This is a genomic window from Geodermatophilus sp. SYSU D00663, from assembly GCF_054050655.1.
Genome location: NZ_JBJGZT010000002.1, coordinates 224,249 through 241,060 on the forward strand (window position 1 = coordinate 224,249; position 16,812 = coordinate 241,060).

A 16,812-nucleotide genomic window follows, 5' to 3' on the forward strand; every position below is an offset into this window, starting at 1 on the left:
GCCGTGACCTGGCTCGTGACCGGCGGGGCCGGCTACATCGGTGCGCACGTGGTCCTCGCCATGCGTGCGGCGGGGGAGCGGGTGGTCGTGCTCGACGACCTCTCCACCGGCGACGCCGACCGCGTCCCCGGCGTCCCCCTCGTCGTCGGCAGCGTCCTCGACGGGCCGCTCGTCGCCCGCACGCTGCGGGAGCACGGCGTCACCGGCGTCGTGCACGTGGCGGCCAAGAAGCAGGTCGAGGAGTCCGTCCGCCGCCCGCTGCACTACTACCGCGAGAACGTCGAGGGCCTGCGCGTGCTGCTCGAGGAGGCGACCGGCGCCGGCATCGACCGGTTCCTCTTCTCCTCGAGCGCCGCCGTCTACGGCATGCCCGACGTCGACCTCGTCGGCGAGGACACCGACTGCCGCCCGGTGAACCCCTACGGGGCGACGAAGCTGGTCGGCGAGCGGATGGTCGCCGACGTCGCGGCCACCACCGGCCTCCGCTACGCGAGCCTGCGCTACTTCAACGTCGCCGGCACGGCGGCGCCCGCGCTCACCGACCGCGGTGTCTCCAACCTGGTCCCGATGGTCTTCCAGCGGCTCCAGGACGGGCAGCCCCCGCTCGTCTTCGGCGACACGTACGACACCCCGGACGGCACCTGCATCCGCGACTTCGTGCACGTCGCCGACACCGCCACCGCCCACGTGGCCGCCGCCCGCGGCCTCGCCGAGGGCCGGGTGACCGCGCTGACGGCCAACGTCGGCCGCGGCGAGGGCGTCTCGGTCCGGGAGATGGTGGGGGTCATCCGCGAGGTCACCGGTACGGCGGGGGAGGCGTGGTCCGAGCCGGTCGTCGTCCCGCCGCGCGCCGGTGACCCGGCCCGGGTGGTCGCCTCGGCCGACCGGATCCGGGCGGCACTGGGCTGGACGGCGCGGCACGACGTCCGGGACATGGTCTCCTCGGCCTGGGAGGGCTGGACGAGCATCCGCGACGTCTCATCCGTCCGGGTGAGCGCACCCGTCCCACCCGCCCCCGTGGTGTGACCGGACTGTCACGTCCGGGCCCGGACCTGCCGATGTCACGCACGTGTGGACGTGGATCGTCGGCGGGCTCGCCGCGTGGGTGGTCGTCGCCGTCGCGCTCGGCGTCGTCCTGGGCCGGGGCATCCGGCTGGCCGACCGCCGCTCGCCGGGCACCGGGGTCGGGGAGCCGCTGACCACCGCGGCGCTCGGCGGCTCCCCGGCCGCCGCGCGGGCCGCCGTCCGCCCGGCCCGCCGGCGCGTGCCGCTGCCGCCGGTCGGGGTCGGCCTGGCCGCCCTCGCCGTGGCGCTCGAGGCGGTCGGCTACGCGCTGCGCCTGCAGGGCACGACCGGCCAGGTGTCCCGGGTGCTGTCCATGGACGCCCCGTACTCGCTGCCGCGCATGTACGTGGCCGCCCTCTTCGCCGCCGCCTCCCTCGCCGCGGTCGCGGGCGCGGCGCGCAACCCCGGCCGCCGCACCTGGTGGCTGGCCGTCGGCGCGGTGGCCGGCGGGATCGCGGTGGTCAAGGCCGGCAGCACCGTGCACGTCACCGGCATGCAGGCGCTGTCCTCGGTCGTCTCGCCGGTGGGCGCCGTCGTCGTGAGCGTGCTGCTCGCCGGGGCGGTCCTCGCCGTCCTCGCGTTCATCAGCCGCGCCGAGCGCCGCGACCGGCGCCGCGTGCTGACCACCCTCTGCCTGTACGCCGTCGCCTCGGTAGGGCTGTCCGCCGTCTCGGGATGGGTCGGCGCCCAGTGGTCCGCCATGGCGACGTTCGTCGAGGAGTCCGGCGAGGCGCTGTCCGCCGTCGCCGTGCTGGTCGCGGTGCTCGTCGGTGTCGCGCCGCGGCTGGTGCTGCCGGCGGCCTGGCTGCGCCGCCGCGACGACGCGCTGTCGCTCGAGGCGCCCGCCCAGCGGGTGCCCGCCCCGCAGGACTGAGACCCGGAGCTCGGCCCCCTGGACGGCCCGGCCAGCACCGGGCGCCCGACGACCGGCCCGTGGGGAGGACCGGGAGCTCCACCCGGTCGGCGACGTCGGCGTGACGCAGCGTGCACCCGACGGCTCCTGGCCACGCCGGCTGCGCGAGCCCGCGCATCAGCGGGTTGCGCAGGGCGTTCGCCGCCGTACCATCTGGGCTCACCAGGACGCCACTGCTGCGGGGGGCGTCGGAAGGGCGCGCGGTGCATGCTCCGGGTGAGGGACCACTGCCGAGTCCGCGCGGCCTGCCCCCAGACGACGCCGGGTCCGTGACGCGGCGTCACCTGCGTGCCGTCGAGGAGCCGCCAACCCCGACGGGCCTGCCCTGCACCTGCGGTCACGGGCGGACGGCACACGAGCACCACCGCCGGGGCAGCGACTGCGCGCTGTGCGACTGCCGTACCTACCGGCGTCACCGGTGGTTCCGCCGCGGTCGAGGGTGAGCGTTCCCTCTCCCGGGTGAACCTGCGGCGCATGCCGGGCGGATGACCCACTCCCCAGGAGAGGGAGACCGCTACGGAGAGTGAGACACGCCTGGTGGGTCGGAAGGCCGTCGCTCGATCTGATGGACGCCGGACGATCTGCCGGGGAAGGTCGCCTCCGGGGTGTCCGCGGGCCCGGTGCTCGCTGCCCCTGCCACGTCGCGACCGGCGCGCTGTGGCCGCGAGGAGGGCAGCGTGCTGGCGAACGGACACTCCGCGGGAGCGCTCGGCTCCGTCGCGGTGCCCGTTCCGGACGTGGCCGACCGGGGCACGCGCCGTCCGCTCCTCGTCCGCGTCCTCGTGCTCCTCGTCTTCCTCGTGGGTGCCACGGTGGTCCTCGGGGTCCTGGCCGGAGCCGCACGCGCTGACGAGGGACTGTCCGCCGACCACACCCACCGTGGAGCGGACGGGTACGCCGGCTCCTGGGAGGACCACGACGAGGCGGAGGACGACGGCGAGGCGGAGGACACCGGCACCGGTCCTGTCGAGCAGCCGGTCGAGACGCCGCCCGTCACCGCGCCCCCGCCTGCCGAGACCGCGGCTCCGCCGGTCCCGGTGACGCCGCCCGAGCCGACCACCCCGGTCCCGCCCGTCGAGCCGCCCGCTCCGGTCGAGTCGGCGCAGCCGCCGGCGTCACAGCCGTCCCCGGCTCCTGTCTCGCCGCCAGTGCCGGCGACGCCGGGCGCGGATGCCGGGACGCCGGCCACCGGTACGCCGGCCTCGCCCGGTACGGGCACGCCGGCCACGGACGCGTCGACCCCGACGACCGGCACCCCGACCACCGCCACGCCGACGACCGGCACCCCGACCACCGGCACGACGACCGGCACCGCGACCACCGGCACGACGACCACCGGCACGACGACCACCGGCACCGCGACCACCGGCACCGGTGCGCAGCCCGCGACCGCGCCGGCCGAGGACGGGCAGGCGACGAGCGGGACCACGGAGCCCGAGGCCGCCGGTCCCGAGGCCGGTCCCGAGGCCGAGGCCGTGGAGGAGGCCGCTCCCGCGGACAAGGCGGTCACGCACGCCGTCACCCACCCGGCCTGTGACGCCGGCGAGCGTGTCGTGACGCCGGAGACGGCTGAGTCCGTCCCTGCTCGCAGCGACGACGACGGCGGCAGCCGGAGTGCGATGGCGTCCGAGCAGAGCGCGCGAGACGCCGCGGAGAAGACCTCCCACGCGGGCGGCACGGCCGTGAGTCCTCCGGTGCCCACCCTCGAGGCGACCCCCGCGCCCGCGTCCGCGCTCCCGGCCGAGGCTCCCCTCAGTCCTCCTCCGCCGCCCGTGCCGGCTCCGCTGCCGCCCCCGGTGCCCCTCGCGCCCACCGGCTCCTGCGGCACGGGGACCGCCGGCAGCTACGTCCCGGGTGGCGGGCAGCACGGTGGGTCCGCGCAGGACCTCGCCGTCCTCGGCGGGAGCCTCCCGGCCCCCTCCCCGTCGGCGGCGGGTCTCCCGCACGGTTCCGACGTCGACCCGGTCTCCCCCCGCGCCGACGACCCTGGCTCGTCTCCCGACTGAGGCACGCGCGGCAGGTCGCCCGACCCGCCGCTCCTGTGGTCGAGCTCCGGCGCCAGCCGGCACCACACCTCGGCCCGCCTCCTCCCGCGCCCTGTGCGCACCGCCTCGCGGACCCGTCGTGGTCCCCGGCGTCCCGGACGAGGCCGCGGCCCAGTGCCCAGAGACAGCCCACCAGCCACGAGAGCTGAGACATGACAGAGACCCAGAGCCACACGGACGTCCGCATCCCGACGCAGGCCCGCATCCACCACGTCCCCGTCCGCACCGCCGTGCCGCGGGTGAGCGTCGTCATCCCGACCTACAACGAGGCGCGGAACCTCCCGCACGTCTTCTCGCGCCTCCCCGCCGGCCTGCACGAGGTGATCGTCGTCGACGGGCACAGCGTCGACGACACGATCGAGGTGGCCCGGGCGCTCCGGCCCGACGTCCGGATCGTCCGGCAGAACCGCCACGGCAAGGGCAACGCGATGGCGTGCGGCTTCGCGGCCGTCACGGGCGACATCGTCGTCATGCTCGACGCCGACGGTTCGGCCGACGGGCAGGAGATCGAGCGTTTCGTCGCCGCGCTCACCGCCGGCGCGGACTTCGCCAAGGGCACCCGCTTCGCCGGCGACGGCGGCAGCTCGGACATCACCCGGACGCGGGCCTGGGGCAACCGGTGGCTCAACCGCGCCGCGAACGTCCTGTTCGGCACGCGCTACACCGACCTCTGCTACGGCTACAACGCGTTCTGGACGCACTGCCTCTCGTCCCTCGACCTGGACCCCGGCACGGAGCACGGTGACGTCAAGCTGTGGGGGGACGGCTTCGAGATCGAGACGATCATCAACACCCGCATGGCCAAGGCCGGTATGCAGATCACCGAGGTGCCCAGCTACGAGCACCCGCGACTGCACGGGACCAGCAACCTCAACACCTGGCGGGACGGCTTCCGGGTGCTGCGCGCGCTGGCCGTCGAGCGGTGCAACGGCAAGGGCCGCCGCGTCCCGGTGGCGCCCATCGCGCTGCCGGCGCAGCGCCTGAGCGAGGCCGGGTCGCGCGGAGCTGAGCAGACGGCGTGACCGTTCCCCCGGCGACGGGGGCGAGCCCAGGTCGTCCGGAGGCCCCGCCAACAGCGCTGTCGGCGGGGAGGAGCCCACGGTCTCGTCGTCAGGTCCACCCCGACGTGCCGTCGCCACGCCGATCACCGTGACGAGTGAGGCGGCTGCGCCACCTGGCCATTCGGAACGGTGCGTGACTAGGCGATTGCGAAGCGGAGCCCTAGGCTCAGGTCGGTGCACGGCCCACCGGGGGCCCGCAGCCCCAGGAGGTCGACCATGGAGCCCGCTCGCCGCGCCGAGTTCACCGGCAACACCGCGCTCGCCCAGCCCGAGGTCCGGCCGGCGCCCGCCCCCACCCCGAGCGCCGGCGTGGCGACCTGCAGCGACTGCGGCCACGGCCGGCAGGCGCACCAGCACTACCGCCGCGGCACCGACTGTGCGCTCTGCGACTGCGACCGGTACCGCCGCTCGCTCCTCGCCCGGCTCCTCGGCGCCCGCTGAGCACCGTCCGGCGGACGGTCGGCTGACCGCCCCGCCGGCCAGGCGGCGCGAGCTGCCGTCGGCCCGGCACGCCGGGCGCCGTCAGCGCGGCGACCCCGGCACGCCAGGCACCGTCAGCGCGTCGACTCCCGCAGCGCGGCGTCCATGCGCGCCGCCAGCTCGGGCGTGTGCTCCCCACTGAGCAGGACGTGGTGGGAGCCGGGGATGGAGACGACCCGGAGGTCCGGCGCGACCCGGCGCCACACGTACAGCAGGTTCGCGATCACCGGCACCCGGAAGCGTGCGCGGAAGTACGTGACCGGCCCGGCGTACGGCTCGAGCCGGTAGGCGTTGAACACCCGGTAGGCGGCTGCGAACGTCTGCTTCTCCTCGTCCAGGGGCGTCACCGTCCGGCCGAAGCGCCGGCGCAGCACCCCCAGCACCGTGTCCTCGACCATGCCGGGCACCAGGAGCGCTATCCACCACGCCACGGTCCGCAGGGCGCGGGAGAACCGGGACAGGTGGTCGAAGGGCGGCTCGGTGTCGAGCAGGCCGAGGAAGGTGACCGTCCGGCCGGCTGCGGTGAGCTGCCGCGCCATCTCGTAGGCGACCAGGCCCCCGAACGAGTAGCCGGCCAGCCGGACGTCCCCCTCGGGGACCGTCTCCTGGACGGTGGCCACCAGCGGGGTGGCGATCTCCTCGATGGTGATCCCCTCGGTCGCGGCGATCCGGGGATCGGACGTCAGGCCGTAGACCGAGGCCGAGGTCTGCAGCGCGTCCACCAGGGTGCGGTAGATGTCGACGTCCCCGAGATAGCCGTGCACGAGGACGAGCGGGGTGACGTCCGGATCGCCGCGGCGCAGCACCTCGCACCGGGAGTGGGCCGTGGCCCCGGTGGTGACGGCCTTGGTCACACCGCGCACGGACGGGTCGACCAGGAAGTCCTCCAGGAGCACCGGGCGGTGCAGTTCCATCCGCAGGCGCCGCATCAGCGTCATCGCCTGGCGCGAGGTGCCACCGGCGTCGGAGAAGTGGACGTCGTCGGCCACCGGGCCGCCGAGCACCTCGGCGAACACCCGCGCCACGACGGCGTGGACGTCGTCGTCCCCGTCCGGGACGGCTGCGGCGGTCGCGGCCTCCTCGGCACGCCGGGCCGCCGCGCCGATCGACTCCAGCGACCGCGGGTTCTTCAGCGCCGACAGGTTGCGGACCGGCTGGCCCTGGAGCACGGCCCGCGCCGCGCTCTCCGACCGCTTGCCGTTGTGGGTCAGCGGGATCTCGTCGACCGCCAGGATCACCGACGGCACGTGCGCGGGTGACCCCTCCCGGCGCAGTCTCGCCCGGATGTGCCGGCTCAGCTCGTCGTCGAGCTCCGTGCCCTGCTGCAGCACGACGAGCAGCACCATGCGGCTGCTCCCCGGGGCGGCGGGGTCGTCGGTCTCGACGGCGATCGCGTCGGCGACGCCGGGCACCGCGCGGACGATCGTGTAGACCTCGGAGGGGCCGATGCGGATCCCGTTGACGTTGAGGACGCCGTCCGATCGACCGTGGAGCCGCGAGGAGCCGTCCCCGGCGATCTCGATGCGGTCGCCGTGGGTCCACGTGCCGGGGTGCTGCGTGAAGTACGCGGTCCGGAAGCGCTCCCCGTCGGGGTCCTGCAGGAAGCGGACCGGCCGCGACGGGAAGGGGTTGAGGCAGACCAGCTCGCCGACCTCGTCGAGGACCGGGCGCTCGTGGTCGTCCAGAGCGGCCACGTCCAGGCCCAGGCTGAGCGACTGGCAGCGACCCGGACGCACCGGGACCTCCGGGTGGCCGAGCACGAAGCAGCCGACGATGTCCGTGCCGCCCGAGATCGACTGCAGCGGCACGGGGCCGACGTTCTCGGCGACCCAGGCGAACTGCCAGTCGTGCAGGACCGCCCCGGTGGACAGCACGGCACGGATGGCGCTGACGTCGACGTCGGCCCGCGGGACGTAGCCCTCGTCCTGGCACAGCTGCAGGTAGGCGGGGCTGGTGCCGAGGACGGTCACCCCATACCGCGCCGCCAGGCGCCAGAGCGTCTCCGGGCCGCTGATCGGGCCGTCGTAGAGGACGACGTGCGCGCCGACCGACAGGGCCGACAGCTGCCAGTTCCACATCATCCACGCCGTGGTGGTGTGGAAGTACAGGACGTCGGTCGGGCGGAGGTCGACGTGGAGGCGGTGCTCCTTGACGTGCTCGAGGAGCGAGCCCCCGATCCCGTGCACCATCGCCTTCGGCGGTCCGGTGGTACCCGAGGAGAAGAGGACCCAGAGCGGGTCGTCGAAGGCCATCCGCGGCCAGTCCGGCCCGGGGTCGTCGGCCGGCACCGCCGACACGAGGTCGGTCAGGCGGCTCACGGGGAGCCCGGCCGCCTCGGGCAGCGGCCCGTCGTCGAGCAGGATCACCCGGCGGGTCGCCGGCAGCGCCGACACGACCTCCCGCAGCACCTCGTCGGCGGGCCTCTCGCCGCCCCCGAGGCTCGAGCGGTCGACCAGCAGCGTGGTGGCGCCGACCTGGCCGAACCGCCCCAGCAGGCTGCTGACGCCCATGTCGGGGGTGGCGGTCGACAGTGCGGCCCCGAGACCCGCCACGGCGAGCCCGGCGACGACGATCCGCGCGTTGTTGGCGGAGATCGCGGCCACCGTGTCCCCGGCACGCACACCGGCGTCGGCCAGGGCGCGCGAGGTCCGGCGGACCAGCGCGCGCAGGTCCGACCGGGAGAGCTGTTCGGACGAGCCGTCCCCGTGCACGGAGGTGAGCGCCGGCGACGCGTCGTCGACGCCGGCGAGCGGGCGCAGCAGGTTCTCGGCGTAGTTCAGCCGGACGTCCGGGAAGAAGCGGGCGGTCCACACGTCGTCCGACGTGCTCACCGTGTCCGCGGACCCCTCCCAGGCCAGGTCCGCCCAGTCGAGGAAGGTGCGCCAGAAGTCCCGGTACGAGGCCACCGACCACTGGTGCAGCGCCGTGGCGGTGGGGAGCCGGCGGCCGGCCACGGACTCGCAGCGGGTCCTGAAGTCCGCGACCTGGTGCACCGGTGCCGGCGCGCGCACCTCGTCCGGTGCGGTGCCGAGCTCCGTCATCTCCTACCTCCTGGCGTCAGGGCCACAGGGCTGATCACGTCCGGGTCCAGCGGGACACTCGTCGCCAGGCTGGCGACGTAGCCGGGTCGGACCGGCACCGGGGAGACGTGCAGGCCACCGACCTGCCCGCGGTCGGCGACCGGCGTCGCGAGGTCAACGGGCGACCGCCGGATGCCGGTTCCCCTGGCCTTGACCACGGCCTCCTTCTGCGTCCACGCGCGTGTGACGGCCTCCGGCCGGTCCTCGTCCCGGAGTGCGCGGAGCCGGACCCGTTCGGTCTCGGCCAACCAGTCCTCGTCCGCGGCGTCGCGGACCTCCTCGGGGCGGTGGCGCTGCACGTCCACGCCCACCAGACCGCGGCGCGCCACGGCGACCAGGGCCAGGTCCTCGCTGGCGGAGCAGGAGAAGCGCAGGGTGTCACCGGGCAGGAAGGGCCGGCCGTCGTCGGACCGCAGCGGGACGCCGGCCGGTCCCGTGCCGAGCAGGTCGCCCAGCACCCGTCGCAGGCAGGCCCGGACCAGGACACGTCTCCTCCGCACGGCGGCCGTGCCGCGCTCGGCCCGCGCCCGCTCGACGTCGTCGAGGCACCCGGCCTCCGCCGCGACGTCCCACCGGGGATCGGCGAGGTCGATCACGCGCAGGACGACGGGTGCGGGGCCGGAGGCGACGTCGGGGCGGGCGGACGCACCGCGGACCAACCGAATGACCATCACGCTCCGTGTGTGGCTTCGTCCACCCACCGTCAGGGGACGTCAAGCTAGTGGCTGGCCCGACCACTGCCAAGGGGACGGGGTCCGGCCGCTGACCACCGATCATGGGCTCCCGACGAGCCGCGGTGCCCCTGCGGGACGCGCACTCACCCCGATGGATGACCCCGGGGACGCGCCTCTGGGCGGCGCGAGGACGACGGAACACGATCGGAGGACCGAGGTACGACCTGACGGCGCCGGCCGCTACCGTCGTCGAGTCCAGACACGCAGAAGGAACGGTGTACATGTCTGCCCCTGCGTCCGGTTCGCCCGTGACCGGCCCAGCCCGCCGCACAGGCAGCGTGGCCCCCGTCTTCGAGGCGGTGGTGGCCCAGCGGGGCACTGCGACCGCGCTGTCCGGACCCGACTCGAGCATGAGCTTCGCGGAGCTCGGTTCCCGTGCGCGGGCCGCCGCCCACCGGATCCGCTCCCTCCTGCCGTCGGGCGCTGCGCCGGATGCGCCGGTGGCGGTCCTCGCGACCCCGACCCCGGAGCTCGTGGTCGCCATGTTCGGTGTGGTGCTCACCGGCAGGCCGCTGGTCGTCCTGGACCCGCAGCTGCCGACGGGGCGTCTCCAGCAGATCCAGGAGATGGCCGGAGCGGCGCTCGCCGTGGCCGAGGGCCGGCTCGCGGCGCGTGCCGCGGAGGTCGGGACCTTCCCGGCCCTGACGGACCTGGACGCCCTCATCGCCCTGCCGGGCCCGGAGGACGCCGCGGCGGCCGACGGGGAGCCCGGCGTGGAGCCGGGGCCGGACAGCCCGGCGACCATCGTCTTCACCTCCGGGTCGACCGGCCGGCCGAAGGGGGTCGTCCACGGCCAGGCGTTCGTCGTCGCGGAGGCCGCCACCACCGGCCGGCTCATGGGCCTGACGGCGGGGGAGCGGCTCGGGCTCGTCCTGCCGCCGTCCTTCGCCCTCGGTGAGCACGCCGTCTTCGGCGCCCTGCTCAACGGGGCGAGCCTGCACGTCTACGACCCCCGGGACCGTGGCATGCGGGGCCTCCCCGCCTTCCTGCGGCAGCAGGGGGTCACGGTCCTGTCGATGACGCCGTCCCTCCTGCGTGCGCTGACCGGTGCGCTGTCGCCGGGACAACGCCTGGACGACCTCCGGCTGGTGGTCACCGCGGGCGAGGCGCTGCACGGGCGCGACGTGCGGGCGGCCCGCGAGCGCCTCGGTGCGATCACCATCGCGAACCACCTCGGCTCCTCCGAGACGGGGCAGCTGACGTTCGGGCCCCTCCTGCCCACCGACCCGGTGGGCGACGGCCCGGTCCCCGCGGGACACGTGGTCGAGGGGAAGGAGATCCGGGTCCTCGGCGAGGACGGTCGTGCGGTCCCGCGCGGCGAGGTCGGCACGCTGCTCGTCCTCGGTCCCCACCTGGGGGGATACCTGGCCGGTGGCGTGGACGGCCCGTTCGGCCGCGCCGAGGACGGCCGGGCCACGTTCCGCACGGGCGACCGGGGCCGCTACGACGAGCGCGGCGTCCTGCACCAGCTGGGTCGCACCGACGACGCGGTGAAGGTCAACGGCTACCTCGTCGAGCCCTCCGAGGTCGAGGCGGCGCTGCGCGGTCTGACCGGGGTGGCGGACGCGGCCGTCGTCGCGGTGAAGAACGGCACCGGCACCGGGCTCGTCGGCTACGTCGCGCCCAACAGCGACCAGCGCACCCCCTCGCCGGCGCAGCTGCGTCGCGACCTCGTCGCGCTGCTGCCGAGCTGGATGGTCCCCGCCGAGCTGGTGCTGCTGGACGAGATGCCGCGCAACGAGCGCGGCAAGGTCGACCGCGCGGCGCTCCCCGCTCCCGCCCGGCACGATCCCGAGCCGCCCCAGGGGCACTGGGAGAAGGTCGTGGCCGGGCTGTTCGAGTCCGTCCTGCACCGCTCCGGCGTCGGCCGGGACGAGACCTTCACCGCCCTGGGCGGTGACTCGCTGAGCGTCGAGGAGATGCTGACCCGCCTCGGCGAGGAGCACGGTGTCGTGCTGACCTCGGGGGACGTGGCCGAGAACGCGACGGTGCGCCAGCTGGCGGCGGTCGTGTCCCGGTCCCGGGCGGGTGCCGACGGCGGCGCGCGGGCCGGGACCCGGCGCCGGCACGCCAGCGTCGTGGCGCTGCGGCAGACGGGCTCGCGCCCGCCGGTGGTGTGCTTCGCGGGCGCCGGGGCCGGAGGCCAGGCCTTCCTGCCCCTGACCGAGGCCCTCGGCGAGGACCAGCCCGTGTACGCCTTCCAGCCGCACGGCTTCGAGGAGTGGGGGCTGCCCGACTACTCGATCGGCATGGCGGCGCGCCGGCACCTCCGCCGACTGCGGGAGATCCAGCCGCACGGGCCGTACCGGCTGGTCGGGCACTCCATGGGGGGTCTCGTCGCCCTGCAGGTCGCGCGGCGCCTGGCCGCCGCGGGCGAGGAGGTCGCCTCGGTGACCCTCATCGACACCGTCCTGCCGCAGCGGCTGGTCGAGCAGGCCTGGTCCCCGGAGGCGACGGCGAACGGGGAGCACCCCGCGGTGGCCCCCCTGCCCGGGGACGACAAGTACGGCGCGCCGAAGACGACGCGTGAGCTGTGGCGGCGCCGTGTCCTGGCGCTCGCGGCCGGGGCACTGCCCCCGTCGGGCGCGCGCATGGAGGGCATGCTGGAACTCGGTGTCCGGGTGTCGCTCCTGCACCGCCCGCAGCCGTGGGACGGCCGCGTCGACGTCTACGTCAGCCACCTCAACGAGGCGAGTCTCGTCGTCTGGCGGCAGCTGCTGGTCGGGGACGTCCGGATGACCACCCTCTCCGGCGAGCACAACTCGCTCCTGCGGTCGCCGTTCGTGGAGCAGATCGCGCAGGGCTTCACCACGGCTCCCTGACCGCGCCCCTCGTCCCGGGGCCGATCCGCCGGACGGTGTCCACACGGACACCGTCCGGCGTCGTCTTGCCCGCCGTGACGGACGGCCGGTCCATGATCGCGGTCACGTCGCGGCGATCTCACAGGTGTGTCACAGTTTCACTGGGCAACATCCTCGCCGTGGTCGGAGCGGACGCGTGGGGGAGTGCTCGCGCAGCGACAGAGCGGTCGTCGCCGATCACCGCACGCGGGACGTCCCCGTCCCGCGCGTGACGCCGGCCCCGTTCGGGTCCGGGAGGTCGCAGGAGCCCTGCACCTCCCCGGACGCCGAGCTCTGAGCACTGCGGAGGACGCCCGTGCCGAACCTGCCATCCCCGTCGGCCTGCGAGTCGGTGGTCGCCGTGGCGCACCCGGCGGAGGAGCGCCCCGCCGAGCCGACGGTCTCGGTGGTCATCGCCTGCTACACCGAGGCGCGGTGGGCGGGGATCACCGCCGCCGTCCGGTCGGCGCTCGAGCAGGACCGGCGCCCGCTCGAGGTCGTCGTCGCCGTCGACCACGCCCCCGCGCTGCTGGACCGGGTCCGACGCGCGTTCCCCGAGGTCCGCGTCGTCCCCAACACCACCTCGCGCGGCGCCTCCGGTACCCGGAACGCCGGGGCGAGGGCCGCACGGGGCGACGTCGTCGCCTTCCTGGACGACGACACGCGCGCGGCACGCACCTGGCTGACCAACCTCGTCCGCGGGCTGAAGGAGACCCCCGGGGCCGTCGGCGTCGGGGGGCGGGTCGAGGCGGACTGGCCCGGGGGCGTCGTGCCCCGCTGGTTCCCGCCGGAGTTCCTCTGGGTCGTGGGCGCGTCCTACGAGGGGATGCCGACCGGGCGCAGCGAGGTGCGCAACGTGTGGAGCGAGAGCATGGCCGTCTGGCGTGAGGACTTCGCCCGGGTCGGGGGCTTCCGCGACGGCTTCGGGAAGCTGGGGGCCGCCTCCAGCCCGGAGGACACGGAGTTCTGCATCCGCGCGGCCGCCGTGACCGGCCGGTCCTGGCTGTACGTCCCGGAGGCCGAGATCGTCCACGACGTCCCCGCCGCCCGGGCGAGCTGGAGCTACTTCGTCCGCCGGTGCCACTCGGAGGGGCGCGGCAAGGCCGCGATGACCGCCCTGGACCAGGGGAGCGCGCTTGGGGAGGAGCGTGGTCACGTGCTGGGGGCCATCCCCCGCGGCGTGTGGCGTGACCTGCGCCGGTTCCTCCGCGGGGACGGGTGGGGTCTGGCCCGTGCCGCCACGGCCGGGGTGGGCCTGCTGGCCGCTGCCTCGGGGTACGCCGTCGGCCGGACCGGCGCGGTCCGGGCCGGCGCCTGACGACGGCGGCGCCGGTGACCGCCCCAGGGGGTGGTCACCGGCGCCCGGTCCCGGGTCAGGCCGGCGCGTAGATCGTGACCCAGTCGACCTGCATGGTCGTCGTCCGCGGGTTGCCCACGCCGCAGCCGAAGGCGCCGCCACCGCCCTGGCAGCCGCCCGGCTGGGTCTGGATCGCCAGGTGCATCGGCTCGCTCGGCACGCCCTGGTGGACCGTCGTCGCCCACGGCCGGCCGTCGAGGGTGTAGACGAGGCGGCCGGGGGACCACTCGACGCCCATGGTGTGCCACTGCGTCAGGTCGACGGCGACCCGCTCACCGACCATCGCGTCGTCCCCGCCGTGGTGCAGTGTCGCCGTCGTGCCGCTGCGGTTGCCGCCGGCGTCCTCGGCGAAGTCGATCTCCGGCGGCCAGTTCGGGCCGTCCGGCCAGAGCAGGGCGGCGTACTTGATCTCGTCGCCGGCGTCGATGCGGAACCGCATCTCCCACTTGCCGTAGGTCTGACCGATCCGGCTGGCCAGGCCGCCGCTGACCCACTGGCCGTTCAGCAGCTCGTTGCGCAGCTGGAGGAAGCCGCCGCTCACCTGGACCTGGGAGGGTGACCAGGTCCCGTACGGGGACCCACCGGGCTGGCCGGAGTAGGTGCGCCACTGCGGGCCAAGCGTCGAGCCGTCGAAGCCGTCGGAGAAGACCTGCCGCCACCCGGTGACGTCACCCGTGGGAGTCGGGGTGCTCGCCCCGCTCGTCGTCGTCGACGCCGGCGGCACGGCGGCCGGCTGGGGCGCGGTGGAGGACGGGGGCGTGGCCTGCGGCACCGGGGAGGTGGACGCAGTGGCGGACGGCGTGGGCGCGGTGGCCGGCGGCGGTACGGCGGCCGGCGGAGGCACGGCGGCCGGAGTGGTCGGCGGCGTGGTCGGCGTGACCGCCGGCGCAGGGGGGCCGGACCGCCGGGTGTCGCGGGGGACCTCGTTCCGGAGCCGGCGCTGCGAGGTGTCGCCGTGGCCCCAGGAGTTCCACCAGGAGGCGGCCTCGGCCAGCGGACCGGCGGCCGCGGCGTCCTCCGGCGCCTCCAGTGACAGGGCGACGAGGCTGCTGGCGGCCGTGAAGGCGGCCGTCAGGGCGATGAGGCGGATGGCGAGGCGCCTCCTCACGTCGCGCGGTCGGCCGGATGCACGGTGTGACGACATGGCTCTGAGTAAATATGTCGACACGGTGCGATGTGAAGAGTGCACAGGCGATGGGGACTGGTTCGTCTCTCCCAGGCCCCCTGCGCACCACTGGTCACACGCGCCCCGTCGACCGAGGCCGGCCACGACGACCACCCGGGCCCGCCCGTCCTCCGATCCGGTTGCGTCCACCACATCCGCTGATCTCGCCTGTCCGGGCCCGTATCCTGGACTGACCATGCCGTCGCACGCTCGAGCCGCCGGGTCGCACGCCCGGACCGGCCGGCCCCGCCACGCCCTCCGCAGCCGGATGGGTGGCTGGCTCGCCGCCACCACCGTGCTGGGTCTCCTGGCGTCCTGCAGCACGGACGGCACTGAGGCTCCGGCGCCCGGCCTGAACGACGGGGTGCCCCCCGCGTCGACCGCAGCCGAACGTCTCGGCTGGCAGCAGTTCGACGGCGACGAGTTCGACGGCGCGCAGCTGGACCTCACCGACTGGCGGCTCTACGGGAGCCTGGGCGCCAACGGCATCGGGGTCCGCAGCCCGGATGCGGTCTCGCTCCGCCAGGGCTCACTGGTGATCACCGCCTGGCAGCAGTACTCCGGTGGCCTCGCGTGGCACGGCGAGCCGGCCACCACCTACGGCAGGTGGGAGTTCCGGGCCAGGGTCGAGGAGGGCACGGGTTACGCGCCGGCCATCCTCCTGTGGCCGGACTCGGACAACTGGCCGATCGACGGCGAGATCGACGTGATGGAGATCGTCGCGGGCGACCGGGGGGTCAATCACACGACCGTCCACTACGGCGCCGACGACCAGCGGATCGACAGCACGGTGACCGGCGACTTCACCCAGTGGCACAACTACGCGGTCGACTGGCAGCCGGACAGCATCACCGTCTACATCGACGGCGAGCAGGTCTTCCGGACCACGGAGCCGGCCGCCATCCCGCACGGCCCGATGCACCTGGCGATCCAGCTCGACGTGGGACCTCAGGGCACGTGGATCCCCGCTCCGGACGCGACGACCCCGGAGACGGTGAGCCTCTACGTGGACTGGGTCCGGATGTACCGCTGACTCCCGGGGAGGCCGTGCCGGGTGGACCGGGTGCGGCCAGGCGTCCCTGCGGGCGTCGGCGCGCCCGTCGCGTCGCGGGCCTGGCCGGTGCCCTCGCCGGGCTGTCGGCGGGCATCGGCCTCGCCGCGCACCACCACCTCTCCGGCAGCAGTCTCCTGGTCGCGTTGAGCGCCTTCTCCACCCACCTCCTGGCCCTCGCCCCCGTGTCCGCCGCGCTGCTGGTCGCCGGCCGGCGGTGGATCGGAGCCGGCCTGGCCGCCGCACTGACCGTCGCCGCCGTCGCCGCCGTCGCCCCCACGTACGCGGGCGACCCGGTGGAGGCGCCCGGCGGGCAGCCGCTGACGCTGCTGACGGCGAACGTGAGGCTGGGCGAGGCCGACGCGGAGGGCCTGGTGGCCCTCGTGGAGCGCTCCGGCGCGGACGTCGTGTCCCTCCAGGAGCTGACCCCGTCGCTGCGCCGGCAGCTCGAGGCGGCGGGCCTCGACGAGCTCCTGCCGCACAGCGTCGTCCTGGCCGCCCCCGGCGCGGACGGGATCGGGCTGTGGAGCCGTTCCCCGCTGACCGACGAGACACGCCACGACGAGCTGACCTTCCCCGCGGTGTCGGCCCGGGTCGGCCTGGCCGACGGACAGCCCGGCCCCACCGTGCTCGGGGTCCACGCAGCCGGCCCGTGGCCGCAGGCGGCCGACGACTGGGTCCGCGACCTGGCCAAGCTCCCTGCCCTGCTGCAGCGGCTCGGCCAGGAGGCCGACGAGCACGACTCCGCCGTCCTCGTCGGCGGCGACTTCAACGCGACGTGGGGCAACGCCCAGTTCCGCGGGTTGCTGCAGGACGGGTACCGGGACGCGGCGGAGCAGCTCGGTGCCCGGTGGACGGCGACCTTCCCGGCCGGCGCGGCGATCCCCCCGGTCATCGGCATCGACCACGTCCTGGTGCGCGGCGCCGGTGCACGGGACCTGCGCACGGTGACCGTCCCCGGTTCCGACCACCGGGGGCTGCTGACCACCGTCACCCTGCCCGCGGGGTGACCCGCGCGGCG

The 16,812-nt window shown here is 75.4% G+C and carries 12 protein-coding genes; 9 read left to right on the forward strand and 3 right to left on the reverse strand.

Translation table 11 applies throughout. The annotated features are described in order from the left end of the window. Nucleotides 1-3: 3 nt before the first annotated feature. The 5 genes from galE to ACI79Z_RS02560 all read left to right on the forward strand — a co-directional run bounded on the left by galE (nt 4) and on the right by ACI79Z_RS02560 (nt 5,525). Nucleotides 4-1,026: a UDP-glucose 4-epimerase GalE gene (gene galE, locus ACI79Z_RS02540; protein WP_456901599.1), complete on the forward strand. Its 1,023-nt coding sequence runs from the start codon at nt 4-6 to the stop codon at nt 1,024-1,026. A 43-nt stretch (nt 1,027-1,069) separates the two neighbouring features. Beyond that, the gene (locus ACI79Z_RS02545; protein ID WP_456901600.1) at nt 1,070-1,939 is read left to right on the forward strand and encodes a hypothetical protein; all 870 of its coding nucleotides are present in this window, start codon (nt 1,070-1,072) and stop codon (nt 1,937-1,939) included. Nucleotides 1,940-2,655: 716 nt separating this feature from the next. Continuing rightward, nucleotides 2,656-3,984, forward strand: a complete 1,329-nt coding sequence (locus ACI79Z_RS02550; protein WP_456901601.1) for a hypothetical protein — start codon at nt 2,656-2,658, stop codon at nt 3,982-3,984. A 191-nt stretch (nt 3,985-4,175) separates the two neighbouring features. Beyond that, nucleotides 4,176-5,045 (forward strand): glycosyltransferase family 2 protein, encoded by an 870-nt coding sequence (locus ACI79Z_RS02555; RefSeq protein WP_387988483.1) that lies wholly within the window; start codon nt 4,176-4,178, stop codon nt 5,043-5,045. Between the two features lie 255 nt (nt 5,046-5,300). Next, nucleotides 5,301-5,525 carry a hypothetical protein gene (locus ACI79Z_RS02560; RefSeq protein ID WP_456901602.1) on the forward strand — a complete coding sequence of 75 codons (225 nt, stop codon included), beginning with the start codon at nt 5,301-5,303 and terminating at the stop codon, nt 5,523-5,525. Nucleotides 5,526-5,638: 113 nt separating this feature from the next. Here ACI79Z_RS02560 and ACI79Z_RS02565 read toward each other — a convergent pair whose 3' ends face one another. After that, nucleotides 5,639-8,605, reverse strand: a complete 2,967-nt coding sequence (locus ACI79Z_RS02565; RefSeq protein WP_456901603.1) for an acetoacetate--CoA ligase — start codon at nt 8,603-8,605, stop codon at nt 5,639-5,641. Beyond that, complete coding sequence (locus ACI79Z_RS02570) at nt 8,602-9,303, reverse strand: 4'-phosphopantetheinyl transferase family protein (RefSeq protein ID WP_456901604.1); 702 nt, start codon at nt 9,301-9,303, stop codon at nt 8,602-8,604. Before ACI79Z_RS02570 ends, ACI79Z_RS02565 begins: the two co-directional genes overlap by 4 nt. Nucleotides 9,304-9,599: 296 nt before the next feature. Here ACI79Z_RS02570 and ACI79Z_RS02575 point away from each other — a divergent pair, with 296 nt between their 5' ends. Together ACI79Z_RS02575 and ACI79Z_RS02580 are read left to right on the forward strand one after the other, a co-directional pair. Continuing rightward, on the forward strand, nt 9,600-12,200 hold the full coding sequence (locus tag ACI79Z_RS02575; protein WP_456901605.1) for an alpha/beta fold hydrolase: 2,601 nt from the start codon (nt 9,600-9,602) through the stop codon (nt 12,198-12,200). A gap of 334 nt (nt 12,201-12,534) precedes the next feature. After that, complete coding sequence (locus tag ACI79Z_RS02580; protein WP_456901606.1) at nt 12,535-13,536, forward strand: glycosyltransferase; 1,002 nt, start codon at nt 12,535-12,537, stop codon at nt 13,534-13,536. Between the two features lie 55 nt (nt 13,537-13,591). Here ACI79Z_RS02580 and ACI79Z_RS02585 read toward each other — a convergent pair whose 3' ends face one another. Continuing rightward, nucleotides 13,592-14,683, reverse strand: a complete 1,092-nt coding sequence (locus ACI79Z_RS02585) for a glycoside hydrolase family 16 protein (RefSeq protein WP_387988477.1) — start codon at nt 14,681-14,683, stop codon at nt 13,592-13,594. 421 nt (nt 14,684-15,104) lie between these two features. Between ACI79Z_RS02585 and ACI79Z_RS02590 the strand changes: the two genes are divergently transcribed. Both ACI79Z_RS02590 and ACI79Z_RS02595 read left to right on the forward strand, forming a co-directional pair. Then, complete coding sequence (locus ACI79Z_RS02590) at nt 15,105-15,773, forward strand: glycoside hydrolase family 16 protein (protein ID WP_456901607.1); 669 nt, start codon at nt 15,105-15,107, stop codon at nt 15,771-15,773. A 164-nt stretch (nt 15,774-15,937) separates the two neighbouring features. Further along, nucleotides 15,938-16,801, forward strand: coding sequence for an endonuclease/exonuclease/phosphatase family protein (locus tag ACI79Z_RS02595; protein ID WP_456901608.1), 864 nt, complete (start codon nt 15,938-15,940; stop codon nt 16,799-16,801). Nucleotides 16,802-16,812 lie beyond the last annotated feature (11 nt).

Bases quoted from the DNA above. Each gene is read 5' to 3' on its own strand.
- ACI79Z_RS02575 (WP_456901605.1), top strand. From the start codon at position 9,600: ATGTCTGCCCCTGCGTCCGGTTCGCCCGTGACCGGCCCAGCCCGCCGC.
- ACI79Z_RS02565 (WP_456901603.1), bottom strand. From the start codon at position 8,605: ATGACGGAGCTCGGCACCGCACCGGACGAGGTGCGCGCGCCGGCACCG.
- ACI79Z_RS02555 (WP_387988483.1), top strand. From the start codon at position 4,176: ATGACAGAGACCCAGAGCCACACGGACGTCCGCATCCCGACGCAGGCC.
- ACI79Z_RS02560 (WP_456901602.1), top strand. From the start codon at position 5,301: ATGGAGCCCGCTCGCCGCGCCGAGTTCACCGGCAACACCGCGCTCGCC.